This window comes from Pseudomonas brassicacearum subsp. neoaurantiaca, from assembly GCF_013608025.1.
Lineage (GTDB): Bacteria > Pseudomonadota > Gammaproteobacteria > Pseudomonadales > Pseudomonadaceae > Aquipseudomonas.
The window spans coordinates 1-24,397 of sequence record NZ_VDLV01000013.1 but is presented as its reverse complement, the minus strand read 5'-3'; the positions used below and the strand labels follow the sequence as shown (position 1 = coordinate 24,397).

The 24,397-nt window shown below is 61.9% G+C and carries 25 protein-coding genes and 2 pseudogenes; 12 read left to right on the top strand and 15 right to left on the bottom strand.

Features of this window, described 5'->3' with window-relative positions; genetic code table 11:
- Window positions 1-62 precede the first annotated feature (62 nt).
- Together FHK92_RS10960 and FHK92_RS10955 are read right to left on the bottom strand one after the other, a co-directional pair.
- Entirely contained in the window at window positions 63-644 is a 582-nt protein-coding gene (locus FHK92_RS10960; RefSeq protein ID WP_030138158.1) for a mechanosensitive ion channel family protein, read from the bottom strand.
- Window positions 644-2,554 carry an ATP-binding cassette domain-containing protein gene (locus tag FHK92_RS10955; RefSeq protein WP_181288070.1) on the bottom strand — a complete coding sequence of 637 codons (1,911 nt, stop codon included), beginning with the start codon at window positions 2,552-2,554 and terminating at the stop codon, window positions 644-646. The genes FHK92_RS10960 and FHK92_RS10955 overlap by 1 nt, the downstream gene beginning before the upstream one ends.
- A gap of 50 nt (window positions 2,555-2,604) precedes the next feature.
- Here FHK92_RS10955 and FHK92_RS10950 point away from each other — a divergent pair, with 50 nt between their 5' ends.
- Entirely contained in the window at window positions 2,605-3,069 is a 465-nt protein-coding gene (locus FHK92_RS10950) for a TIGR02444 family protein (RefSeq protein WP_181288069.1), read from the top strand.
- On the opposite strand, the gene FHK92_RS10945 is transcribed toward FHK92_RS10950, so the two are convergent.
- Window positions 3,066-4,280, bottom strand: a complete 1,215-nt coding sequence (locus FHK92_RS10945) for an AlgP family protein (RefSeq protein ID WP_181288068.1) — start codon at window positions 4,278-4,280, stop codon at window positions 3,066-3,068. The two genes, FHK92_RS10950 and FHK92_RS10945, sit on opposite strands and share 4 nt — an antisense overlap.
- A 193-nt stretch (window positions 4,281-4,473) precedes the next feature.
- Here FHK92_RS10945 and FHK92_RS10940 point away from each other — a divergent pair, with 193 nt between their 5' ends.
- A complete protein-coding gene (locus tag FHK92_RS10940) occupies window positions 4,474-5,139 on the top strand; it encodes an FKBP-type peptidyl-prolyl cis-trans isomerase (RefSeq protein ID WP_181288067.1) in 666 nt (221 codons plus the stop codon).
- A gap of 55 nt (window positions 5,140-5,194) precedes the next feature.
- Here the strand turns inward: FHK92_RS10940 and rsd are convergent, their stop codons facing one another.
- The 8 genes and pseudogenes from rsd to FHK92_RS27755 form a co-directional block, all read right to left on the bottom strand.
- Complete coding sequence (rsd, locus tag FHK92_RS10935) at window positions 5,195-5,653, bottom strand: sigma D regulator (RefSeq protein ID WP_181288066.1); 459 nt, start codon at window positions 5,651-5,653, stop codon at window positions 5,195-5,197.
- 176 nt (window positions 5,654-5,829) lie between these two features.
- Window positions 5,830-6,372: a disulfide bond formation protein B gene (locus tag FHK92_RS10930; protein WP_181288065.1), complete on the bottom strand. Its 543-nt coding sequence runs from the start codon at window positions 6,370-6,372 to the stop codon at window positions 5,830-5,832.
- A gap of 193 nt (window positions 6,373-6,565) precedes the next feature.
- Window positions 6,566-7,807 carry a heme biosynthesis protein HemY gene (locus FHK92_RS10925; RefSeq protein ID WP_181288064.1) on the bottom strand — a complete coding sequence of 414 codons (1,242 nt, stop codon included), beginning with the start codon at window positions 7,805-7,807 and terminating at the stop codon, window positions 6,566-6,568.
- Window positions 7,804-8,934: a uroporphyrinogen-III C-methyltransferase gene (locus tag FHK92_RS27765; RefSeq protein ID WP_309109603.1), complete on the bottom strand. Its 1,131-nt coding sequence runs from the start codon at window positions 8,932-8,934 to the stop codon at window positions 7,804-7,806. Before FHK92_RS27765 ends, FHK92_RS10925 begins: the two co-directional genes overlap by 4 nt.
- 36 nt (window positions 8,935-8,970) lie before the next feature.
- Window positions 8,971-9,717: pseudogene (locus FHK92_RS27760) on the bottom strand (uroporphyrinogen-III synthase); the annotation flags it as partial.
- Window positions 9,714-10,655: a hydroxymethylbilane synthase gene (hemC, locus tag FHK92_RS10915; RefSeq protein WP_181288062.1), complete on the bottom strand. Its 942-nt coding sequence runs from the start codon at window positions 10,653-10,655 to the stop codon at window positions 9,714-9,716. The gene hemC and the pseudogene FHK92_RS27760, both read right to left, overlap by 4 nt.
- 127 nt (window positions 10,656-10,782) lie before the next feature.
- The gene (locus FHK92_RS10910; RefSeq protein WP_030138167.1) at window positions 10,783-11,529 is read right to left on the bottom strand and encodes a LytR/AlgR family response regulator transcription factor; all 747 of its coding nucleotides are present in this window, start codon (window positions 11,527-11,529) and stop codon (window positions 10,783-10,785) included.
- Window positions 11,526-11,675 (bottom strand): annotated as a pseudogene (locus FHK92_RS27755) (sensor histidine kinase); the annotation flags it as partial. The pseudogene FHK92_RS27755 and the gene FHK92_RS10910, both read right to left, overlap by 4 nt.
- Window positions 11,676-11,989: 314 nt before the next feature.
- Between FHK92_RS27755 and argH the strand changes: the two are divergent.
- Entirely contained in the window at window positions 11,990-13,384 is a 1,395-nt protein-coding gene (argH, locus tag FHK92_RS10905; RefSeq protein WP_181288061.1) for an argininosuccinate lyase, read from the top strand.
- Window positions 13,385-13,513: 129 nt separating this feature from the next.
- On the opposite strand, the gene FHK92_RS10900 is transcribed toward argH, so the two are convergent.
- Window positions 13,514-14,173: a glutathione S-transferase family protein gene (locus FHK92_RS10900; RefSeq protein ID WP_181288060.1), complete on the bottom strand. Its 660-nt coding sequence runs from the start codon at window positions 14,171-14,173 to the stop codon at window positions 13,514-13,516.
- 124 nt (window positions 14,174-14,297) lie between these two features.
- On the opposite strand from FHK92_RS10900, the gene FHK92_RS10895 reads away from it, so the two are divergent.
- The 3 genes from FHK92_RS10895 (at window position 14,298) to FHK92_RS10885 (ending at window position 18,065) form a co-directional block, all read left to right on the top strand.
- Window positions 14,298-14,582, top strand: a complete 285-nt coding sequence (locus FHK92_RS10895; protein ID WP_181288059.1) for a hypothetical protein — start codon at window positions 14,298-14,300, stop codon at window positions 14,580-14,582.
- 223 nt (window positions 14,583-14,805) lie between these two features.
- Window positions 14,806-15,051, top strand: a complete 246-nt coding sequence (locus FHK92_RS10890) for a TIGR02647 family protein (RefSeq protein ID WP_041022651.1) — start codon at window positions 14,806-14,808, stop codon at window positions 15,049-15,051.
- 170 nt (window positions 15,052-15,221) lie between these two features.
- Window positions 15,222-18,065, top strand: coding sequence for a class I adenylate cyclase (locus FHK92_RS10885; protein WP_181288058.1), 2,844 nt, complete (start codon window positions 15,222-15,224; stop codon window positions 18,063-18,065).
- A 7-nt stretch (window positions 18,066-18,072) separates the two neighbouring features.
- Here FHK92_RS10885 and rnk read toward each other — a convergent pair whose 3' ends face one another.
- The 3 genes from rnk to cyaY form a co-directional block, all read right to left on the bottom strand.
- Entirely contained in the window at window positions 18,073-18,483 is a 411-nt protein-coding gene (gene rnk, locus FHK92_RS10880) for a nucleoside diphosphate kinase regulator (protein WP_030138171.1), read from the bottom strand.
- A 286-nt stretch (window positions 18,484-18,769) separates the two neighbouring features.
- A complete protein-coding gene (locus FHK92_RS10875) occupies window positions 18,770-18,988 on the bottom strand; it encodes a DUF1289 domain-containing protein (protein WP_181288057.1) in 219 nt (72 codons plus the stop codon).
- 4 nt (window positions 18,989-18,992) lie between these two features.
- Complete coding sequence (cyaY, locus tag FHK92_RS10870; protein ID WP_181288056.1) at window positions 18,993-19,325, bottom strand: iron donor protein CyaY; 333 nt, start codon at window positions 19,323-19,325, stop codon at window positions 18,993-18,995.
- A 225-nt stretch (window positions 19,326-19,550) separates the two neighbouring features.
- On the opposite strand from cyaY, the gene lptM reads away from it, so the two are divergent.
- Genes lptM through FHK92_RS10840 form a run of 6 tightly spaced genes read left to right on the top strand, consistent with a single transcriptional unit; the run spans window position 19,551 to window position 24,152 of the window.
- Window positions 19,551-19,721 (top strand): LPS translocon maturation chaperone LptM, encoded by a 171-nt coding sequence (lptM, locus tag FHK92_RS10865; RefSeq protein WP_181288055.1) that lies wholly within the window; start codon window positions 19,551-19,553, stop codon window positions 19,719-19,721.
- 9 nt (window positions 19,722-19,730) lie between these two features.
- Window positions 19,731-20,978 carry a diaminopimelate decarboxylase gene (gene lysA / locus FHK92_RS10860; RefSeq protein ID WP_181288054.1) on the top strand — a complete coding sequence of 416 codons (1,248 nt, stop codon included), beginning with the start codon at window positions 19,731-19,733 and terminating at the stop codon, window positions 20,976-20,978.
- A gap of 4 nt (window positions 20,979-20,982) precedes the next feature.
- Window positions 20,983-21,813, top strand: coding sequence for a diaminopimelate epimerase (gene dapF / locus FHK92_RS10855; protein WP_181288053.1), 831 nt, complete (start codon window positions 20,983-20,985; stop codon window positions 21,811-21,813).
- Window positions 21,814-21,826: 13 nt separating this feature from the next.
- On the top strand, window positions 21,827-22,549 hold the full coding sequence (locus tag FHK92_RS10850; RefSeq protein WP_181288052.1) for a DUF484 family protein: 723 nt from the start codon (window positions 21,827-21,829) through the stop codon (window positions 22,547-22,549).
- Window positions 22,550-22,551: 2 nt separating this feature from the next.
- Window positions 22,552-23,451, top strand: a complete 900-nt coding sequence (gene xerC, locus FHK92_RS10845) for a tyrosine recombinase XerC (protein WP_181288277.1) — start codon at window positions 22,552-22,554, stop codon at window positions 23,449-23,451.
- Entirely contained in the window at window positions 23,448-24,152 is a 705-nt protein-coding gene (locus FHK92_RS10840; RefSeq protein WP_181288051.1) for an HAD family hydrolase, read from the top strand. The genes xerC and FHK92_RS10840 overlap by 4 nt, the downstream gene beginning before the upstream one ends.
- The last annotated feature ends 245 nt before the right edge of the window (window positions 24,153-24,397 follow it).

Here is a 24,397-nt window from a genome sequence, read left to right as displayed (position 1 = left end):
GAATAAGCTAATGCGCCGCCATGGGGATAACCACCGATTTCTTCATGCGCCAGCAAATAAGGCTATTCGACGAACCCGCCAACCGGGAACGCTTCGCTTCCGCGCCAGCGGCGGACCGAACGCTGGAAGAACAGCGTGTTGGGCACTTGCACCATGGAGCTTCCGGTCCCGAGCTCCTCGGGTTCGATCAACGTGGTGTAGAGCAGATTGATCGCCACCACACGACCCTTGATGCCTGGCTTGTCGGTGGCCTCGACCAACTCGACCACGTCACCGAGGCGGAACGGCCCGACGGTGTAGATCAGGATGGCGCACAGCAGGTTCGACAATACGCTCCAGATGGCGAAGAAGGCCACCGCCGCCACGGCAACGAACCCCGACAGCGCGGTCCACAGTACCGTCGCCGAAACGCCCAGGCGCTCCAATGCCACGAGCACGGCGCTGCCCATGATCAACCAGCGCAGCACACCGCGCAGGATGATGACCAACTGGGGCGGCAACGGGTAGCGCTCACCCAGGCCAGTGAGCGCACGCGCCACGAAACGCTGGGCCACGTAACCCACCAGCAGGATCAGCAGGACTTGCACACCGAGCCAGATCGGCTCGATCCACATGACGGGTATGGGCAGGGACAACGCTTCCATCAGGACAGCGCCTCCAGCTCCGCTTGCAAGTTTTCAAGCAACTCCAGGGCCTGCATCCACGCCTCCTCAAGCTCCGCTTCCCGAACCTTCAGCTTGGCCTGCTCGGCCAGCAAATCACGCAGCTCATCTTTGCGCGCTGCCTCGTAGAGACCACTGTCACCCAGGCTGGTTTCGATTTTTTGCAGTTTTTCATGGAGCTTGCCCAGCTCGGCCTCGAGCTTGTCGGCTTCGCGCTTGTGTGGCGCCAGCTGCTGACGCAACGCCGCGGCGGCTTGGCGCTGGGCTTTCTTGTCGGTCTTGTCCGGATTGACCGGCGTGGTGCTGACCGGTGCGTTGCGCTGGCGATAGTCCACCAGCCAGCGCGCATAGTCTTCAAGGTCACCGTCGAACTCTTCGACTTTACCGTCCGCGACCAGGAAGAAGTTGTCGGTGGTGCTCTTGAGCAAATGTCGGTCGTGGGACACTACCAGTACCGCACCGCTGAACTCTTGCAACGCCATGGTCAGGGCCAGGCGCATTTCCAGGTCCAGGTGGTTGGTCGGTTCGTCGAGCAACAACAGGTTCGGCCGGCCCCAGGCGATCAACGCCAGCGCCAGGCGGGCCTTCTCACCACCGGAGAAGTTCAGCACCGGCTCGTCGATACGCGCCCCGCGGAAATCAAAACCGCCGAGGAAATCCTTCAGCGTCTGCTCGCGCTCGGTCGGGGCCAGCCGCTGCAGGTGTAGCAATGGGCTGGCCTTGGCGTCGAGGGAATCCAACTGATGCTGGGCGAAATATCCGACCACGGTGTTTTCACCGCGTGTCAGGCGTCCGGCCAAGGGCTCAAGCTCGCCGGACAGATTCTTGATCAAGGTCGACTTACCGGCACCGTTAGGCCCCAGCAGGCCGATCCGCGCGCCGGGCGTCAGTTGCAACTTGACCTTCTCCAGCACGGTTTTGTCGCCATAGCCCAGTCGCGCATCGGACAAGTCGATCAGTGGGCTGGAAATCTTCGACGACTCGCGGAAGACAAAATCGAATGGCGAATCGACATGGGCCGCCGACAGCTCTTCCATCCGCTCCAGCGCCTTGATCCGGCTCTGCGCCTGGCGGGCTTTGGTGGCCTGGGCCTTGAAGCGAGCGATGTAGCTTTCCATGTGCGCGCGCTGCGCCTGCTGCTTCTCGTAGGCTTGTTGCTGCTGCGCCAGGCGCTCGGCCCGAGCCCGCTCGAAGGCGCTGTAGCCGCCGCGATACAAGGTGAGCTTGCGCTGGTCGACATGAGCGACGTGATCGACCACGGCGTCGAGGAAATCCCGATCGTGGGAGATCAGCAGCAGCGTGCCGGGATAACCCTTGAGCCAGTCTTCGAGCCAGATGATGGCGTCGAGATCCAAGTGGTTGGTCGGTTCGTCGAGCAACAGCAAGTCCGAAGGGCACATCAGGGCTTGCGCCAGGTTCAGGCGCATCCGCCAGCCGCCGGAGAAATCCCCGACCTGACGGTCCATCTGTTCGTTGGTGAAGCCCAGGCCGGCCAGCAATTTACGGGCGCGGGCGTCAGCGGTGTAACCATCGGCGCTGTCGAGTTCGGCGTGCAGGCGGGCTTGGGCGGCGCCATCATGGGCGGCTTCGGCTGCGGCAAGGTCACGCTGGACCTGACGCAGGCGCACGTCACCGTCGAGCACGTAATCCACCGCCAGGCGTTCGAGCGTATCGACTTCCTGGCGCATGTGGGCGATGCGCCAATCGGCCGGCAGGTAGCAATCGCCGGAGTCCGGGTGCAACTCGCCGCGCAACAAAGCGAACAGGCTCGATTTGCCGGCGCCGTTGGCACCGATGAGGCCGGCTTTGTGGCCGGCGTGCAGGGTCAGCTCGGCGTCTTCTAGCAGACGTTGCGGGCCACGCTGTAAAGTCAGGTTCTGAAGTCGAATCATAATGGCGGCGGAGTCTACCAGCTTCGCTCGCAACTGGCGCGAGTAGCACGATGTCCTCTGATCTGTGGAGCTTTTCCCTCGACCTCTACGCCAAGCCCGGCGTGGAACCGGCGTGCCTGGCGCTACAGGCAGCCGGCACGAATGTCTGCCTGGTGCTTTGCGGGCTATGGCTGGAGCAGCGTGGCGTGACGTTCGATGAACAGCGGCTGGAGCAGCTTCGAAACCTGGCCGAACCGTGGGATCAACACGTCGTACAGCCATTGCGTGCGCTGCGCATTCAATGGAAGGAGGCTGCCCTGAAGGACGCAAGGCTCAATGGCCTGCGCGAGCAGATCAAGCGACTGGAGCTGGAGGCCGAGCGGCAACTACTCGAGCAATTGGAGACAGTGGCCAAGGGTTGGCCGAAGGAACGATATGCAGGCGCGGGACGATGGTTGCAAAGCGTGGCGGGGAAAGACGGCCAGCTTCACCGCGACGCGCTGCATCAGCTGCGCGTCGCGGTGTCCGAGGCTTAGGAAGCGCTCGGTGGAGTGCTGCCCGATGTCGCGGTAACGCTCGGATTCACAGCCGGTGCCGGCGTGCTGGCCGTTGGCGCGGGTGTCGCCGTAGGAGCTGGCGCTGGCGCGGCAGGCTTGGCAACCGGAGCAGTCGCTGGTTTTGCAGCGGCTGGCTTTTTCACGGCGGGCTTGGTCGCCGCTGGTTTGGTGGTGGGCTTGGCAGCAGGTTTGGCAGCGGTCGGCTTGGCCGTCGCGGGTTTGGCCGCCGCTGGTTTCGCGGCTGCTGGTTTCGCGGCTGCTGGTTTGGCGGCAGCGGGTTTGGCCGCGGGTTTAGCCGCAACCTTGGCGGGCGCTTTGGCTGCCGCTGGCTTGGCTGCCGATTTTGCTGCAGGCTTGGTCGCTGGTTTGGCCGCAGCGGTTTTTGCCGCAGCTGGCTTGGCTGCTGCAGGCTTGACAGCCGGCTTCGCAGCGGCAGGTTTGGCAACTGCTTTAGTGGCAGGTTTGGCGGCGGTTTTCGTCGCGGCAGGCTTGGCAGCAGCAGTCTTGGCGGCTGGCTTGGCGGCGACTTTTGCAGCGGGTTTGGCGACAGCAGGTTTGGCAGACGTGGCTTTCGCAGCAGGCTTGGCAGCCGCCTTGACGACTGGCTTGCTCGCCGCTGGTTTTACTGCACTGGCAGCAACCGGTTTCTTGGCGGCAGGTTTGGCAGCTGGCTTGCTGGCAGCTTTTGCCACAGCCTTGGCGGCTGGCTTGACGGGCGCCTTGGCTGGGGTTTTTGCAGCGGCAGGTTTAGCCACCGGTTTCTTGGCCGATACAGCGGCAGGCTTCGCAGCACGAAGGCTCAGTGCCTTGCCAACGGCTTCCTGGACACGACCGACACCTTGGGCCAGTTTCAGGCTTTCCTGTGCATCACGCTTGAGCTGCAGGATGTAGGCGCGGGTTTCGGACTGACGATCTTTCAAGGAGTCGAGCAGGTCTTCGAGTTCTTTCACGGCGTCTTTTGCCTTGGCTTGTGCCTTGGCCTTGCCAGCGGTTGCGGCGTCTTGCAGTTTGGTGCGCGACTTGTGCAGTTTTTCCTGCGCCTTGCCGCGTTGTTTTTCCAGCTTGGCGAGCAATTTTTCAGCATCAGCCAGGGCTTGGGAGCAGGCATTTTCCAGATGCTCGAGCAAGCTGCCCGACAGTTGTTGGAGCAAGTGCAACGGAGTGTTTACAGGCTTCTTGGTGGCCGACATGGTTTACCTCCTGACTGACGTGAGTGCGGCTCATACTAGACCTCTGCTGCAACCGCCGCTAGGGCATGTTGACACTACACATGGCGTTGCGTTGCAAGTCGCAAAAAATCTTCTGCAGCATTGCCACGACCATGCGCTTGCACAGATATCGGCACTGGCATAATCCCTCGAATCGAGGCCGGAGTAAGCACACATGTCGCGTCACCTTTTTCTATTCTTTTGCTTGGTATTCCCCATGGCGCAGGCCGCTGAGAAAACCAACGCAAACGATGCCCACGACCTGGCCTACAGCCTCGGCGCGAGCCTTGGCGAACGCTTGCGCCAGGACGTGCCCGACTTGCAGATACAAGCCTTGGTCGAAGGCCTGCAACAGGCCTATCTCGGTAAGCCGCTGGCCCTGAAGGACGAACGCATCGAGCAGATCCTGGCCGAACACCAGGCGCAACTGACCGCGCAAACGGCATCACCCGAGACCCAAGTGGCCTTGAAGACCGAGCAGAAATTTCTTAACGATGAGAAAAGCCGGCCGGGCGTGCAGCAACTGCCGGACGGGATCCTGCTGACCGAACTCAAACCCGGCAGCGGCAGCAAAGCCGGCCCCCACGGCAAGGTCCAGGTGTTGTACGTCGGGCGGCTGCCGGACGGCACGGTGTTCGATTCCAATCATCAGGCGCAGTGGTTCAACCTGGATAGCGTGATCGATGGCTGGCGCAGTGCGCTGCCGCAGATGCCGGTGGGTGCGAAATGGCGGTTGGTGATTCCGTCGGCGCTGGCCTACGGTGCCGAAGGTGCAGGGGATGTGATTCCGCCTTTCACGCCACTGGTGTTTGAAATCGAATTGCTCGGCGCGACGACCTGAGGCGCAAAAAAAAACGGTGCGCAATGCGCACCGTTTTTTATTGACCGCGAAGTCCTCAAGCCTGGACCGCAGCCTCTTCCTTATGGGCGTTGTGCAACACTTCGATCAGGCAGTCTTCCAGTTCGAAACGCTCGTGGAGCAAGCCACCCAACTCCTTGAATTTTTCCGCCACGCACTTGCCTTCGTCGCAGAGATCATTGAAGGCCAGCAATTTTTCGGTGATGACGTCGATGCGCGGATAAATCGTGTCGGCCAATTCCAGGCCACGCTTGTCGTTGAAGGCCTTGGCCTCGCTCGTCAGTTGTTCATATATCTCGAAATGGCCGGCGGAGACATAGTCCACCAGCACGCCACAGAACTCCTGCAGGGGTTTGCGGCTTTCACTCAACGCTTCGGGCTTGCCGCCAAGAGCATCATAGGCCCGAACCAGTTCGTGACGCTCCTGCAACCAGCGGTCGATCAGCAGATGCACCCCACCCCAGCGTTCCTGAGCATTCTGACAACTTTCGAGCATGGTGATTTCTTCCCTTCTGAGTCATGCCCCTCGCAGCCTGGAACACACCTGGATGACCAGGAACACGCCAGGTACAACATGATCGAGTGGCACAATTCCAATGATACGTGCGGGCCAGATTATGCCCGCACGACAACCGCTTCAAGGTACGCAGGAGATAAAGTTCATACAAGTGTTTAATCCAACACCCTGACCAACTGCGACCTCTGGTCGCTGAAAGGGCGGACCAGGGCATCCCAGGCCAGGCGCAACAGCAGATAGCTCATCGAAATGGCCAGGGCAAGAAAAAACAGCAGGCTCCACTCGGGCATACTCAGATCGAATAACGTCCAGGTGACCCTTGTGCAGTCGATAGCACCCTCAAGCACATGGCTCACGGCACGCCACCACGAATCCGCTTCCTTCAACCGGGTAACGCAGTCAGGCAAATACTCAACCGAAGCGCTCTGCACCAAGACCTGACGCCACGCCAGCATCAACCCTGCGGATGCAAACACCACCGCTGCGGTGGCATAGACAACGCTGCCCTTTCGGCCAGGACCGTGCACGCACGCCCCGAGGCAATTCACCAGGAAGATCATCAGGCATAACCGCTGCAAAATGCACAAGCTGCACGGGGTCAGGCCGACCGCGTATTCCAGATAACTGGCGATGCCCAGAGCCAGGGCTGCGGCGATGGAAGCCATGAGAAACAAGAAGCGTGAGCTGGCCAAAGACATGGCGGTTCCGTAACAGAAGAGACAAGCTGTTACGGTAGAGGAAAGCCGTCGGGCCTTTCAAGGCAGGCCCGTGCGGACACTTCACCAAAGGTGTAGGGAATTCCCGACAGACACAACGAGACTTCGCGCAGTTCGCTGTAGGACTTTACCGAAAGCGTTTCAAACGCTCGCGCTACAACGATTCATTGACCGCTCAAATGGCCTGAGCCGGAACCGGCAGGGGTGCTGCAAGCAAACGCTCGTCCAACAACCCCAACCCCTCCTGGAAGAGCTGGTTGCTACGCTCCGCATCCCCCAGCTGCGCCAACAACCGCGCAAGCTCGGCGCAGGCCTCGGGGTTACGCTGGGCCCGCAAGCTGCTTTCCAGATAATCCCGGGCCTTGCCCCACAAACTGTTTTGCAGGCACAGGCGCCCCAACGTCAGCAACAGGCTTGGATCCGTCGGATGGTCCTTGAGCCAGCCCTCGGCGACTTGCAGCTGACGGGTTGGATCCGCACCGCGCACCAGGCCATACAGGCGCGCCAGGTGGCTGTCGTACTGGCGCTTGAGGGCGGTGCGCAACACGTCTTCCGCTTCCACTTGAGCGCCCAGTTGCCGGAGCTGTTCGGCGTAGGCCAACACCAATGCCGGCTCCTGGCGCTGTGCGGAACTCAGTTGTTGCCAGGCGCGGTTGAGCGACTGCAAGCCGACGCTGCCATCAGCTTCGCGGTGTGCCGCCAGGGTGAGGTTTTCGCCCCAGGCACGACGCTCCAGCTCGGCCAGTTCAGCGGGGGGCAGTACTTTGTCCTTGCGTAACTCAGGCAACAGCCGGATCACTGCCGACCAGTCACCGCGCTGTTGGTGCAAGCGCTGCAACTGGCGCAAGACCTGCACATTATGCGGATGGCGTTCATGCATGGCTTGCAGCGTATCCAAGGCACCGTCGGTGTCGCCCCGGTCGGTCTGCAACTGAGCGTGCGTCAGCGCGATGGCCAGTTCCGCCTGGGGCTGACGCTCCAGGGCGCGCTCCAGCAAACTGTCGCTTTGCTCATAAAGACCTTGCTCATTGGCCGCGCGAGCGGCACCGAGGTAATACAACAAGGGCTGGCGCTCGGCTTCGGCCGCACGATACAGGTGCCGCTGGGCGCTGGCCCAGCGACCTTCAGCCAGGTCCAACTGGCCGTGTTCGATAGCGACTTGCACGCGACGACTGCGGTTGCGTCGCGACCACGGATTGACCACGCCGGTGGACGTGGTGACCAGCCCGATCAAGGCGCTCACGCCTCGCCATACCAGCCAGAGCACAGCCAGCAATGCGAGGGTGACCCAGAGACCGGCTTCGTAACGGAAGTTCTTGTACGCCACGAGCACGTAACCCGAATGCTCGGCAATCGCCACGCCCAGCACGGCGGCGACAGCGATGACCACGAACAGAATTACGTAGAGGCGCTTCATGGCGTGGTCTCCTGCTCGCCGGCCGTGGGCATCGGCTTGACGGATTCTTCGGCATTCACGTTGCGACGTTCGAGGTAGGCCTGGACCGCGCTCAACGTGCCGGTCAGGTCCGGCGTGACCACGGTCACCGGCAGCTTGCTCAGCTCGACGACGCGTTCGAGCATGATCCTGCTTTGCGGGTTGTCCTGGTTGAAGTTGTTCTTGAGCACATCCCGCGCTTCGGTCAGCGCCTGGATATAGACCGGCGCCTGGCCGTTGAGCGCGGCCCATTGCGCCTGCTCCAGCGCCAGGCCCAGGGCCAGGCGCACCTGCATCAGGCTTTGCCCGGCCAGGAGTGGGCGAACGTTTTCATCGGCATTGAAATCGATGCGGATGTAGCGGGAGATCTGATCCCACCACTGCGCCCAACGGCTGGCACCATCGCCATCGGCGGTCAGGCCCAGCAGGGATTCACCACGATCCTTATACTCCGGAGCCACTTCCGAAAGCTGCAGCACCTGGTCGCGCAAGGCACCCAACTGGAGGAACAGGCCGGTGCGATCCGGTTGTTCGGTGCTGCGCAGCGCGGCGAGGGTCTTGGCCAGTTGCTCGCGTGCGGCGAACGATCCCGGATCGTTTTGCTCGCGCAGGATTTCATCCGCGCCCTGCACCAAGGCCTGGGCGCTGCTGATGTCCTGGAGGGCGGAAAGACGCAGGCTGGCGAGGCGCAACAAGTGTTCGGCTTCGGCCAGGCGCCAATCCTTGCGGCTGGCACCGAGCACGGTTTCCAGGCGCTGGTTCAAGCGCTGCTGATCGCCCTGCAACTGCGCGACCTGGCGGCGCCGCTCTTCCAGCTCTTCAGCCGGGGGCAACTGCTCCAGGCGCTCACTCAGGCGTTGCTCATTGAGCTTGAGGCTCTGGGCCTGGTCATTGAGCGTCTGGACCTGGGCGGATTGCTGCTGGGTGTTGGCTTGCAAGTGGCGCACTTGCCACACGCCCCAGCCACCCACGGCCACGCCGGCGGCCCCCAACAACAGCGCGACAATCGCCAGTCCGTTGCCGCGACGCGGCGCTATCGGCGCCTTGGCGTCAAGCGGGGCATCGATCGCTGGCTGATCTTGATCTTTTGGCAAGGCTGTTTCGCTCACGTGTCCATCCTTTGCATTAGAAAACGGCACGGAATGTTCCCGTAACGCCGCCAGCAAAGCCGCGGCACTGGCGCCACGGCAATCCACAACTATCCGAGCCCCGGCGGCACGCGCCATCTCGGCGACCCTGGGGCTTGGTACGAACAACGGTAGCTGCGCCAGGGCGGGCCACGCTTCACCGGCCAACCGGTGCAGATGCTCGAAGCTCTGCCCACTGCTGACCACCAGGGCGTTCAAGCGTTCCGCTTCGACCTTCGCCGGCAACGCGTCCTGGCCATATTGCGGCAGGCCGCGCCGGTACAGCTCCAGGTAATCGACACTAGCACCTTGCTCGCGCAAACGCTCTGCCAGCAAACCGCGCCCGCCTTCACCGCGCACGATCAAGACGCGCGGGTCGGGTCGATCGATAGCCTGGCGCAACGCCGCGAGCTCAAGCAAGGCCTCGCTGTCGTCGCCGTTATCGGGATAAGACACGCCAAGACCGGCGTCGGCAAGAATCTGGCCGGTCGCAGCCCCGACGCTGAACCATTGTTGGTCCGGGGGTTGCGGCCAATATTGGCGCAACAGTTCCACGCACAACCGTGCAGCGGGTTTGCTCACCACGATCACGGCACAATATTGATCCAGGGACTGGAGGGTTGCCTGCCCGGACGCTGCAAGGGGAATCGGCTCGATATCCAGCAACGGCAGGCTGCTGCTGTAGACCCGGGCATCCGCCAGAACGGCCGCCAGCGCGCGCGACTCGTCCGCCGGACGGGTAAGCAGCAGGCGCCAACCTGTCACGCGGGGCCTGCCTCGCCGTAGACTTTCTTGAGGATGTCGTCTGCGCCTTGGCTCAGCAGGTCTTCGGCGACCCGTACACCCAACGCCTCGGCATCGTGGCGCGGCGCCCGGGCTTCAGCGCTGAGCAGCGTGCCGCCGTTCGGATCACCGACAAGGCCACGCAACCAGACTTGCTCGCCCTCGAGCACGGCGTAGCAGGCAATCGGCACCTGGCAGCCGCCATTCAGATGTTTATTGAGGGCACGTTCGGCGAACACACGGATGGCGGTGTCTTCGTGGTGCAAAGGCGCCAGCAAGGCATGGATTTCGTCGTCGGCGCTTCGGCACTCGATCCCTACCGCACCCTGCCCGCCAGCCGGCAAGCTGTCGTCGACACTGATGGCCGAGGTGATGCGGTCTTCGAAACCCAAGCGGATCAAACCGGCGGCGGCGAGGATGATCGCGTCGTACTCGCCGGCATCGAGCTTCGCCAGGCGAGTGTTGACGTTGCCGCGCAGGAAACGGATCTGCAGATCGGGACGACGGGTCAGCAGCTGTGCCTGGCGACGCAGGCTGGAAGTACCCACCACACTCCCGGCGGGCAATGCATCAAGGCTCGGCCAGGTATTGGAAACGAAAGCATCGCGCGGGTCTTCCCGCTCGCAGATACAGAAAAGACCCAGGCCCAGGGGGAAATCCATGGGCACGTCTTTCATCGAATGCACGGCGATATCGGCTTCGTTGTCCAGCAAGGCAGTTTCCAGTTCCTTGACGAAAAGGCCCTTGCCCCCGATCTTCGACAGTGGCGAATCAAGCAGCTTGTCCCCACGGCTGACCATCGGCACCAGCGTTACGATCAGACCGGGATGGGCCGCTTCCAGGCGGGCTTTGACGTATTCGGCCTGCCAGAGGGCCAAGGCGCTTTTACGGGTGGCGATGCGGATCTCGCGAGGGGACATGGATCAATCCGTACTTAAAAGATACGGCAGATAATAACAGCTCAGCCAAATCCGCTTTGATTTGAATCACGACCCCGAGGCCTCCCTGGCCGCCAATCCTGGAAACAGAACCCATCGAGGCGTCGCGCTAAAGCTGCTGCATCATCTTGCGCACACCCGCGACATGCCGCCGGCTGACAATCAGCGCATCGCCGTTAAGCCCTTTGAGATACAACTGGAAATGCCCATGGGGCGTGCGCTGCAACCGCTCGATGCGTTCACGCGCCACCAGCGCGTTGCGATGAATGCGCACGAACCGCTCGCCGAACTCGTCCTCGAGGGCCTTGAGTGGCTCGTCCAGCAGCACTTCGCCGCTTTCGTGGCGCAACGTCACGTATTTATGATCGGCAATGAAATAGACCACTTGGTTCAACGGGATCAGTTCGATCCCTTTGCGCGTCCGCGCACTGATATGGCTGCGAGGACCACTGCCACTTTCGGCGGCCGGACGGGTCAGCGCCGCCAGTTGCGTGCGGTTCGGCCGCTCTGCCTTGCGCAGCGCCTCTTCCAGCGCCTCGACGGAAACAGGCTTGATCAAGTAGCCCACGGCGCCTGCCTGCAACACCTCGGGGGGGAAGTCGTCCCGTGTGGTGCAAAACACCACCGCGGGCGGGGACTCGCGCTCGCACAGTTTCGCCGCGACCTGCAAGCCGTCCAGGCCAGGCATGCGAATGTCGAGCAGCACGATATCCGGCTTGTGGCTGTCAATAAGGGCCAATGCCTCTTCGCCATTGGTGGCGCTCGGCTCCAGGACACTGTAACCCTCGAGTTCACCGAGCAATCGGCTCAGGCGCTCGCGGGCCAGTGGTTCGTCGTCAACGATCAGGACATTCATATTGCGCTGGATTCCTGCGTGAGTCTCGCACAAGGATAGCGTAGACAGGGGAAGTGACATCCGTCACCGCGATCCACGCTAAGACTCGTCCGAGGGCCAAAAAGTGCCGCGAGGCGGTTGCCTATCTTTACCAGCGCTTGCCGACCGATGCTCGAGGCCTGTTGTCGCACAGCGTCGCCACAGGGTTTGTTAACAATCGATTTGACCAATATGCACACCCCCTTGCTTGGTGCATCCGATGCGTCCAGGTGAAAAAGCAAAGCCTTACCGTCCACTGTAGACGGTTGCCGCGACGATATTGCTCAATCGAAAAATATCGTTGTGCGAAAAACCCTTTGGATCCGTTGGCGTTCGCTGCGAAAAACCTGGCGACCACTGCCAGCGCCAGCCCCGGCAACCCTGCTATCATCCGCCACAGCCTTCAACCGCTACTTTTTTCCAGCCGATCACGAGCGAATTCATGAGCACTGACAAGACCAATCAGTCCTGGGGCGGCCGCTTCAGTGAACCCGTCGACGCCTTCGTCGCCCGCTTCACCGCCTCCGTCAACTTCGACCAGCGCCTGTATCGCCACGACATCATGGGCTCGATCGCCCACGCCACCATGCTGGCCAAGGTTGGCGTGCTGACCGATGCCGAACGCGACAGCATCATCGATGGCCTGAAGACCATCCAGGGCGAAATCGAGGCCGGCCAGTTCGACTGGCGTGTCGATCTGGAAGACGTGCACATGAACATCGAGGCGCGCCTGACCGACCGCATCGGCGTAACCGGCAAGAAGCTGCACACCGGCCGCAGCCGCAACGACCAGGTCGCCACTGACATCCGCTTGTGGCTGCGCGATGAAATCGACCTGATCCTGGCCGAGATCACTCGCCTGCAGAAAGGCCTGCTGGAACAAGCCGAGCGCGAGGCCGAAAGCATCATGCCCGGCTTCACACACCTGCAAACCGCGCAACCTGTAACGTTTGGGCATCACATGCTCGCCTGGTTCGAAATGCTCAGCCGCGACTACGAGCGCCTGGTGGATTGCCGCAAGCGCACCAACCGCATGCCCCTGGGCAGCGCCGCGCTGGCCGGCACCACTTACCCGATCGACCGTGAGTACACCGCACAACTGCTGGGCTTCGATGCCGTCGGCGGGAACTCGCTGGACAACGTCTCGGACCGCGATTTCGCCATTGAATTCTGTGCCGCCGCGAGCATTGCCATGATGCACCTGTCGCGTTTCTCCGAAGAGCTGGTGCTGTGGACCAGTGCGCAATTCCAATTCATCGATCTGCCCGACCGCTTCTGCACCGGCAGTTCGATCATGCCGCAAAAGAAAAACCCTGACGTACCGGAACTGGTACGGGGCAAGAGCGGCCGGGTATTCGGCGCGCTGATGGGCCTGTTGACCCTGATGAAGGGCCAGCCGCTGGCCTACAACAAGGACAACCAGGAAGACAAGGAACCGCTGTTCGACGCGGCCGACACCTTGCGCGATTCGCTGCGGGCTTTCGCCGACATGATCCCGGCCATCAAGCCCAAGCATGCAGTCATGCGCGAAGCGGCCCTGCGCGGTTTCTCCACCGCCACCGACCTCGCCGACTACCTCGTGCGCCGTGGCTTGCCGTTCCGTGATTGCCACGAAATCGTCGGCCATGCGGTGAAGTACGGCGTGGACACCGGCAAGGACCTGGCGGAAATGAGCCTGGACGAACTGCGCAAGTTCAGCGACCAGATCGAGCAGGACGTGTTTGCCGTGCTGACCCTGGAAGGCTCGGTCAATGCCCGCGACCACATTGGCGGAACGGCGCCGGCGCAGGTCAAGGCAGCCGTGGTGCGAGGCCAGGCATTGCTCGCCAGCCGCTAAAGCTAAAAAGCTTCGCGAGCAGGCTCGCTCCTACACTGGATCTTCATGTTCACACTACCGTGAGTTCAGCCAAGATCTACTGTGGGAGCGAGCCTGCTCGCGAAGGCGTCCTTCAAGCCACCAGAAAGCTCACTTCTTGGCGGAGATCCTAGCCAGGAACGCCGGCATCTCTGCCTCCCTGTCCGCCGCTATTCGCTGCACGTGCGGGTTCTGCCCCATCAGCTCCATCAAGGCCTTCGCCTTCGGCATATCGGCCAGCAGGTCGATATCGAACACCTTCTTGCCCACCTGCAAAACCAGCGACAGGCTGTAGTAAAAGTACAAGTCGGCAACGCTCAGGGTCTCACCTGCCACGTATGGCGAGAATTTTCCGTGCCGACCGAGCGAAGCGAACCCCAGCAGCAATTCACCCTTGGCCTTCTCCTTGACCGCATCCGGCACCGACATGCCGAAAAAAGCCTCGGCGTAGCAGGCTCGTCCAGGTAGCTCGATGTACAGCTCGATCTCGCGGCACAACGCCAATACCTGGGCGCGCTCGAACGGGTCGGCCGGCAGCAGGGCCTTTCCCGGTTGGGTTTGCTCGATGTATTCGAGGATCACGCTGGTTTCGTTGATGAACCCTTGTTCGGTCTTCAGCACCGGCACTTTGCCGCGAGGGCTGATGGCCAGCGCTTCGGGGGTCTGGGCACCCACAAACGGGACCTCTTCGAAGGGCAGGCCCTTCTCCAGCAGCGCCAGCTTGACCATGTTGTAATAATTGCTGACACAAAAACCATAAAGCTTAAGCATTCCATAGCCTCCAGGCCGTACGGGGTTGGCAGCCTTGGGTTATAGCCCGCCGGCGCGTTTCGCGCCAGGCGCATCACACCGGTGAATGCAGGTAAACTGGCGCCCTTTCCCAAAGGAGCCTGCCATGAGCGAGCCGACAGACATCGACAACGACGAAGAAGAATTCGTCGAGAACACGCTGATCCAGGCCATCGAGAACCAGATCGAAAGCGACAACCCGCCAGCGGCCAAGGCCACGTTCAACAAGCTGACCCTGGTGGGTTATGAGCGTGAGGAGATCCTCAACTTGATGGCCCACGTGCTGGCGGTGGAAATCGACGCGATCCTGGAAGAAGACCGCCCGTTCGATACCGAGTGGTACGAAGCTGCGTTGCGCGCCCTGCCCGAGTTGCCGCCGCAAAAGAACTGAAGCGACGAGCATAGTTGCTTCTGTGGCGAGGGAGCTTGCTCCCGCTCGGCTGCGCAGCAGTCGTGAAATTTCGGGACCGCTTCGCGGTCCAGCGGGAGCAAGCTCCCTCGCCACGGAGAAGCGCTCCAAACGAAAAAGCATGACACTGACACTGGACAGCTCGGCCAAGTGCGCTCACCTTAGTGACGCTGTCGTCCAAATTCCTAGAAAGTCTGGAGTCCTTATGTCGCTTACCCCTGAGCTGGTTGCCGAACTGGAAATCCTTGCACTCTTCAACCTGGACAGTTCCCAGGAAGGCCTGAAAATTCATCAGACCGCTGCCCCCAAAGCCATCGCCGCTGCCCAACGCCTGTACGAAAAAGAACTCATCACCCAACCCGATGGCGGTTACTTGACCAGCCTGGGCCGTGACGCCGCACAGAATGTGCAGACCGTCCTGACGATACTCAGCGTCCAAGAAGCTGCCTGATTCTCCTCCTCGCCCACGGAGATCCCTCTGCATCGGGATTTCCGCAGGCGTACACGTCGAATTCTGAGGTCAACGTCACTTTCCAGCTCAAGAATTCCAGGAGACGGGCGCTAACCTGCCATCACCTGTGTTGTTCCCACGTTCGACGCCGCGAGCCGGTTTGAGCTGACATGACCCGCAATCACGAAATACGCCCCGATCTGGACGAGGGAATCGACCGCAAGGTCCTGAGCCAGTTGCGCGCGCGTTTTCTCAAGCTCAACGCCGTACGCATGGAGCGTGCCCTGGAAGGTCTGTCGACCCGCCAGCAAGGCGTTTTGACGCTGCTTCCACTGTTTTTTCACGTCAACCATCCGCTGTTGCCCGGCTACGTCTCGGGGAGCACGCCCGCCGGGTTGTCGAATTACGAACCCGACGCCAACGTCCTTGCCGAAGCCCAGCGGTTGACCCGGTCGTTTTCCTACAAGCCGCGCCATGGCAGCAACCCACCACGGCCGATCCTTGGCCTGTTCCTGATGGGCAGCCTCGGCACCCTGGCCCAGGCCGACCAGAGCGATATGGACGTGTGGGTGTGCCACGGGCCGGACCTGAGCGACGATGAACTGGCCGAGCTGCGCAAGAAATGCCAGTTGCTGGAAATCTGGGCTGCGACCCAGGGCGCTGAAGCGCACTTTTTCCTCATCGACCCGGCGCGATTCGTCCGGGGCGAACGGGACAATCAGCTCAGTTCCGATGACTGCGGCACCACACAACATTATTTGTTGTTGGACGAGTTCTACCGCACCGCGATCTGGCTGGCCGGGCGTACGCCGATCTGGTGGCTGGTGCCGGTCTACGAAGAAGAAAACTATGAGCAGTACACTCATACGCTGATATCCAAGCGTTTCATTCGTGCCGATGAAACCCTGGACTTGGGACACCTGGCCTACATCCCGCCGGGAGAGTTCATCGGCGCCGGGCTCTGGCAGTTGTTCAAGGGCATCGAGTCGCCCTACAAGTCCGTGCTCAAGCTGCTGCTCACCGAGGTCTACGCCAGCGAACACCCAACGGTGCGCTGCCTGAGCCTGCGCTTCAAGCAGGCCGTATTTGCCAACCGCCTGGACCTGGACGAACTGGACCCGTACATGGTGGTTTATCGCCGGATCGAGGAATACCTCAACGTCCGTGGCGAACCCGAGCGCCTTGAGTTGATCCGGCGCGCGCTGTACCTGAAGGTCAACCGTAAGCTCACCGGCTCGGTTCGCAGCAGCGGCTGGCAGCGCAACCTGCTGGAGCGCCTGGCCCGTGAGTGGGGCTGGGATCAACGTCAACTCGCCCTGCTGGACAGCCGCAGCCAATGGAAGGTGCGCCAGGTCAGCAATGAGCGGCGCGCGCTGGTCGGCGAGCTGACCTACAGCTATCGCTTCCTGACCCAGTTCGCTCGCACCGAAAAAACCGTCAGCCTGATCAACAAGCGCGACCTGAATGTCCTCGGCCGACGCCTGTACGCGGCCTTCGAGCGCAAGGCTGATAAAGTCGAATTCATCAACCCCGGAATCGCCCCGGACCTGGCGGAAGACACCCTGACACTGGTCCAGTCACCGAACAAGAAAGAACCGGGGCAGAACCAGTGGGGCTTGTACAACGGCAGCCTGAACGCTCTGGAATGGGAAAACTTCGCCCCCATCAAGCGCAGCCGTGAATTGCTCGAATTGCTCACCTGGTGCCATCGCAACGGCGTGATCGACAGCAGCACGCGCCTGGCGCTGCACCCCGGCGAAAGCGACCTGAGCGAGTTTGAACTGTTCAACCTGCTGGGCAGCCTGCAACAGGCCATCGCCCTACCCCTGGCCACAGTCGACGAAGAACAATTGCTGCATGCCAGCGTCCCCAGCGAAGTGCTGATCCTGGTGAACGTCGGCGTCGACCCGCTCAAGCATCACCGCGACCTGAACATCCTGATGACCACCGAGCGCACCGATTCCCTGAGCTATGCCGGGGTGCGGGAGAACCTGGTGCTGACCCTCGACCAGGTCACGCTCAATAGCTGGAACGAAGTGCTGGTCACCCGCTTCGACGGCGAGCATGCCTTGCTCGATTGCTTGCGCGATTACCTCAACGATCTGCCGGCCACACGGCACCAGCCTCGTTTGCAGGTCCGCTGTTTCTGTCACAACCGCGCGCAATTCATTGCGCGACGGGTCGAGGAAGTCATCGAGACGGCCCAGACCCTGCTGCTAAGCAAACTCAACTACCGTTACCTGCTTCAGGTCCAACAGCACTACCACGTGCTGGAATTAGTGCCGGGCCAGGTCAACCACGTGGCGCTGGGCAGCCTGTCGGCGCTGATGGATTATCTGGGCGAAGAACTGACGGCCTACAGCCCGCTGCACTTGGATTCGATGGCGCTGGAAGATCACGACGTGGCGCTGATCCTGCCCATGGGCCAGCCCGAGTGCATCCAGGTTTTCTACCGGGTCTATGAAGAAGAAGCCGAGCTGTACGTGCTCGATGAGTTCAATGCGCTGTGGCAGCAGCGCGTGCCGTTCCACGATGAACAAAGCCTGCTGGTGCCGCTGCAGCGATTCCTGCAATCGGTGCTTTACCGCCGCGATGCCTTGTTGCCGATGGACGGGGCCCAGCCCCTACCCCTTGAAATTCTCTATTACCAACTCTTGCCTTCTGGCAGCGGACGGGCCCGGCGGGTCGAATCACGGCAGTCTCCGCAAACGCCGGTCAACAAGTCGTTCTATGACGTACAGGCGATCATCGGCAAAGCCGCGCACGGCCAGGTGCACGTCACGCTTTATTGCGATCAACGGGAATTTTCGGAGCTGGAACACGGCGACCAATTGTTCCGCGTGGTCGCCAGGGAGATTGTCGGCCAGCGCCGCGAGGCCGAGCGCTATCGCTGCTACATCACCGACCTGGATCTCTCGGGCCTGGTGGGTGACAGCGCTTGCTCAAGCAATTTGTTCCTGCGCTACAAGGCGGACCTGGAACGCGCGCTGAACGAGGCGCTGAACCAGGTCTGAGACGGGTTCAGAACGCGCAGTCGCCGCCATTGACCGGCTGCGACTCGACTTCCAGCAAGGTCAGTTTCAGGGTCTTGCCGCCCGGGGCCGGCCAGTCGATGTGCTGCCCGACCTTCAAGCCCAGCAAGGCGCTGCCCACCGGCGCGAGGATCGAAATCCTGCCCTCATCCGCATTGGCGTCCTGTGGATACACCAACGTCAGGTGATAATCCTTGCCGCTGCTTTCTTCGCGGCAGTGCACCCGCGAATTCATGGTCACGACATCGGCAGGCACTTCATCGTGACCCACCAGGGTTTCGGCGCGATCCAGTTCGGTTTGCAAAGCGACCACGCCTGGCAGCGTTTCATCCAGGCTGTCGATCAAGCGTTCCAGACGCTGTACGTCCAGGCGAGTCAGGGTGATGGAAGGTGCGGTCATGGTCCAGGCAGACTCCTTTCTTCTGCACGAAAAAAGCAAAACCCCGCCACATAAAGACGGGGTTTTCACGCGCCTCGACGAGTTGAGGCGTTGTCGGACACTAACACAGCTCAAAAAATATACAACCCGAGGACGGTTCGCCTTGCCCATGGGCAACACAGAACCCTTGCTCCCGCTGGGACGGTCCGACGCCTCGGGCGAAGCGACCCCAAAAAACTGCGACTGCTGCGCAGCCGAGCGGGAGCAAGCTCCCTCGCCACAAGGCGCCGGACCATCCGGTGAGTGCCTACTTCGCGCATCTGCGCCTGGCCGCCTCGGCGCAAATAACCCGCCGACGCTCATCGTCAGCCGAGCGCCATTCGCGGATGTCCTCCACGTGCCGGAAACACCCCAGGCAGACCTTGCGCTCATCGAGCTTGCACACACTGGTGCATGGCGACGGCACGGCCGGGCTGACATTGCTGTAGAGCGGCTTGGGCGGCCGCGCCGGGACGGTCTGGCTCAAGGAATCACAGCCCTTCGAAATCGAATTCGACACCGGCCTGCTGCTTGACGATGCGTTCAAGCATCTCGCCCAGTTGCTCTTCGCTCTTGTCGCACATCCAGCGCTCGCTTTCCTCGTCGTAGTCGAAGTGGAAGCCGCCGGACACCGCCGCCAGCCACAACTGTCGCAACGGTTCCTGGCGACTGAAAATCAGCTGGGTACCGTTTTCGAACTTGACGGTCAGCACGCCGGCGGACATTTCCAGGTCGATGTCCAGTTCGCTTTCTTCGAAGATATCCTCCAGCGTTTGCTGGGTCGCATCGACCAGATCGTGGAAACGGGCTTCGGACAAACTCATTGCGGCAACCTCAAAAATGTCTATCGGGCTCAAGCGCCGCAAGATACGGACGCGCCTGACTGAATGCAAAGGATAACGACCAAGGGCCCGCTGGCGCTGAATATTGTTCGCCGTCGTGACTACCTTGGAGCCCAAGGCCCGCCAGACGGGCGCCCCGTTGCATAGGCAAGCTGTCGGGTGGCCGGTATACTCCGGCGCAATTAACGCATTTTCAAGGATTTCGCCATGAAGCGCCTGATCTCTTCCCTTGCTGCGCTCGTCGCGGTTGCCTGCCTTGTGACAGCCTGTGGTCAAAAAGGTCCGCTGTACCTGCCTGATGACAGCAAGTCCCCTGAAGAGCAGGCCAAGTCGTCGCAATCCAAATCCCACGCGCACGACACCCACTCCACTTACTAAGGGAACGCCATGGACGCTTTTAACTACCGTGGCGGGGAGCTGTTCGCGGAAGGGGTTGCCCTGTCTGCGATCGCCGAACGTTTCGGCACGCCGACCTACGTCTATTCCCGTGCCCACATCGAAGCCCAGTACCGGACCTTCGCCGATGCCCTCGAAGGCATGCCGCACCTGGTGTGCTTCGCTGTAAAAGCCAACTCGAACCTGGGCGTGCTCAACGTCCTGGCGCGCCTGGGCGCTGGCTTCGACATCGTGTCCGGTGGCGAGCTGGAGCGTGTGCTGGCCGCTGGAGGCAGCGCTGACAAGATTGTTTTTTCCGGCGTCGGCAAGACCCGCGAAGACATGCGTCGTGCCCTGGAAGTCGGTGTGCACTGCTTCAACATCGAGTCCACCGATGAGCTGGAACGCTTGCAAGTCGTCGCCGCCGAACTGGGCGTTCGCGCGCCGGTTTCCCTGCGCGTGAACCCGGATGTCGACGCCGGCACCCACCCGTACATTTCCACCGGCCTGAAGGAAAACAAGTTCGGCATCGCCATTGCCGACGCCGAGGACGTATACGTGCGCGCCGCCCAACTGCCAAACCTGGAAGTGCTGGGCGTCGACTGCCACATCGGCTCGCAACTGACCACCCTCGAACCGTTCATCGATGCCCTCGACCGCCTGCTGGCACTGGTCGATCGCCTCGGCGACTGCGGCATCTACCTGCGTCACATCGACCTGGGTGGCGGTGTCGGCGTGCGCTATCGCGATGAAGAGCCGCCGTTGGTGGCCGACTACATCAAGACCGTGCGCGAACGCCTCGACGGCCGCGATCTGGCGCTGATGTTCGAGCCGGGCCGCTACATCGTCGCCAACGCCGGCGTGCTGCTGACCCAGGTCGAGTACCTCAAGCACACCGAGCACAAGGACTTCGCGATCGTCGATGCGGCCATGAACGACCTGATCCGCCCGGCGCTGTACCAAGCCTGGATGGACGTCACCGCCGTGCGCCCACGTGACAGCGAAGCTCGCAGCTACGACATCGTCGGGCCGATCTGTGAGACCGGTGATTTCCTGGCAAAAGGTCGTGAGCTGGCGCTGGAAGAAGGCGATCTGCTGGCCGTGCATTCGGCGGGCGCCTACGGGTTTGTCATGAGTTCCAACTACAACACCCGCGGCCGCTGCGCCGAGGTGCTGGTGGACGGTGATCAGGCATTCGAAGTACGCCGCCGCGAGACGGTAGCCGAGCTGTTTGCCGGCGAAAGCCTGCTGCCGGAGTAATACCATGCTGCTGCGTTTTACCAAGATGCACGGCCTGGGCAATGATTTCATGGTCCTCGACCTGGTCAGCCAGCACGCGCATATCCTGCCCAAGCACGCCAAGCAATGGGGCGATCGGCACACCGGTATCGGTTTCGACCAGTTGCTGATCGTCGAGGCGCCCAACAACCCGGACGTGGACTTCCGCTACCGGATCTTCAACGCCGACGGTTCGGAAGTGGAACAGTGCGGCAATGGTGCGCGCTGCTTTGCCCGGTTCGTACTGGACAAGCGCCTCACCGCCAAGCGGCAGATTCGCGTCGAGACCAAGAGCGGCATCATCGAACTGGATGTACGCAGCGACGGCCAGATCGGCGTCAACATGGGCGCTCCGCGCCTGGTGCCGGCGGACATCCCGTTCCAGGCTCCGAGCCAGGCCCTGAGCTATACCGTTGAGGTCGACGGGACTGCGGTGGAACTGGCGGCGGTGTCCATGGGCAATCCCCACGCGGTGCTGCGCGTGGACGACATCAACAGTGCACCGGTACACGTGCTGGGACCGAAGATCGAAAACCATCCGCGCTTTCCGGCACGGGTGAACGTTGGCTTCCTGCAAGTCATCGACCGCCATCGCGCCCAACTGCGCGTCTGGGAACGCGGCGCCGGGGAAACCCAGGCCTGCGGTACCGGCGCCTGCGCCGCGGCCGTCGCTGCGATCAGCCAGGGGTGGATGGATTCGCCCTTGCTGATCGACCTGCCCGGCGGGCGCCTGTCCATCGAGTGGGCAGGCCCTGGCGAACCGGTGATGATGACCGGCCCGGCCGTACGCGTATACGAAGGACAAGTTCGTCTTTGAGTGAGCCAAACCCATGACCGACAAGCCAAAGGTTCCAGCCCCGCAGCCCGACGAAACCCCGAGCCTTCCGGACGCAGCGGCGGTGACCGCGTATCTGGAGGCGCATCCGGACTTCTTCGTCGAGCATGAAGACCTGCTTGCCACGATGCGGATCCCTCACCGGCGCGGCGATACCGTGTCGTTGGTCGAGCACCAGATGAAGATCCTGCGTGAGCGCAACATCGAGATGCGCCACCGCCTCTCCCACCTGATGGATGTCGCCCGAGACAACGACCGGCTCTTCGACAAGACCCGTCGGCTGATTCTTGCCCTGATGGACGCGAGCACCTTGGAAGACGTGGTGATGAGCGTCGAGGACAGCCTGCGCCAGGATTTCCAGGTGCCCTTCGTCAGCCTGATCCTGTTTGGCGACAACGCCATGCCGGTGGGCCGCTGGGTCACCCACGCCGACGCGCAAACGGCCATCGGCGGCCTGCTCACGGAAAACAAAAGCGTCAGCGGCAGCCTGCGCGAGCATGAGCTGGACTTCCTGTTTGGTGAAGAACAGCGCAAGCAGATCGGTTCCACCGCTGTTGTCGCCATCGCCCACCAGGGCGTCCACGGTGTGCTGGCCATCGCCAGCCGCGATCCACAGCATTACAAAAGTTCGGTGGGCACGTTGTTCCTGAGCTACATCGCCGAAGTCACCGGTCGGGTATTGCCACGGGTCGCCGGTTCGCTGCGCTCGGTACGCTGATGATGGAACGGCAGCTGGACGCCTACTGCGAACACCTGCGCAGTGAGCGCCAGGTGTCGCCTCACACCTTGTCGGCCTACCGCCGTGATCTCGAAAAGGTGCGCGGCTGGTGCCAGAAGCAGAACATCGACACCTGGTCGAGCCTCGACATCCAGCGCCTGCGCAGCCTCGTCGCACGGCTGCATCAACAGGGACAATCCTCCCGCAGCCTGGCGCGACTGTTGTCGGCGGTGCGAGGCCTGTACCAATACCTGAACCGCGAAGGCCTGTGCGATCACGACCCGGCCACTGGCCTGGCACCGCCCAAAGGCGAACGCCGCCTGCCAAAGACCCTCGACACCGACCGCGCCCTGCAATTGCTCGACGGCGCCGTCGAGGATGACTTCATGGCGCGACGGGACCAGGCGATCCTCGAGCTCTTCTACTCTTCCGGCTTGCGGCTTTCCGAGCTGACGGGGCTGAACCTGGATCAACTGGACTTGGCCGATGGCATGGTCCAGGTGCTCGGCAAGGGCAGCAAGACCCGGCTGCTACCCATCGGCCGCAAGGCACGCGAAGCCCTGGAGTTGTGGTTGCCGCTGCGAGCGCTGGCCAATCCGGTCGATGATGCGGTGTTCATCAGCCAGCAGGGCCGACGCCTTGGCCCGCGGACCATTCAACTGCGGGTCAAGGCCGCCGGCGAACGTGAGCTGGGGCAAAACCTGCACCCGCACATGCTCAGGCATTCCTTCGCGAGCCATCTACTGGAGTCTTCCCAAGACCTGCGCGCCGTCCAGGAACTGCTCGGCCACTCGGACATCAAGACCACCCAGATCTATACCCACCTGGATTTCCAGCACCTGGCGACGGTCTATGACAGTGCCCACCCAAGGGCCAAACGCATCAAGGGCGACGAATCATGACCATCGAGCTCATCACTTTCGACCTGGACGACACGCTCTGGGACACCGCGCCGGTGATCGCCAGCGCCGAAGCCGTATTACGCCAATGGCTGACCGACAACGCGCCCGACCTGGGCGATTTCCCGGTGGAGCGCCTGTGGGCGATTCGCGCGCAAGTGCTCAGCGAAGAACCCAACCTCAAGCACCGCATCAGTGCACTGCGCCGACGCGTGCTGTTCCGGGCGCTGCAAGACGCCGGTTATGACCAGTGGCGAGCCTCGGAGTTGGCAGACCAGGGATTCGAGGCATTCCTGCATGCCCGGCATCAACTGGAGGTCTTTCCCGACGTCGAGCCGACCCTGGAAATCCTCGCCAACCAGTTCGCCCTTGGCGTCGTCACCAACGGCAACGCCGACGTGCGTCGCCTCGGGCTGGCCGACTATTTCAAGTTTGCCTTGTGCGCCGAAGACATCGGCATCGCCAAGCCGGACGCCCGGCTGTTCCACGAAGCCTTGCAGCGCGGTGGTGCAACGGCGCAAACCGCTGTTCATATCGGTGATCACCCGGGCGATGATATCGCCGGCGCCCAACAGGCCGGCCTGCGCGCAGTGTGGTTCAACCCGACGGGCAAGACCTGGGACGCCGATCACGCCCCCGACGCAGAGATCCGTAGCCTGACCGAACTGCCGGGGTTGTTGGCAGCGTGGCATAGCCAGCGCTGAGCCCTCTTTCATAGCCGCCAACCCTCCTTGTGGGAGCGAGCTTGCTCGTGATGACGGCGATACGTCCAACATCAATGCCCGCAGACCCACCGCATCGCGAGCAAGCTCGCTCCCACCCTGGAACTGCGGTGCACCGAAGCTCTGTGCCAGGCACAAAAACCCTGTGGGAGCGAGCCTGCTCGCGATGACGGCGATACGTCCAACATCAATGCCCGCAGACCCACCGCATCGCGAGCAAGCTCGCT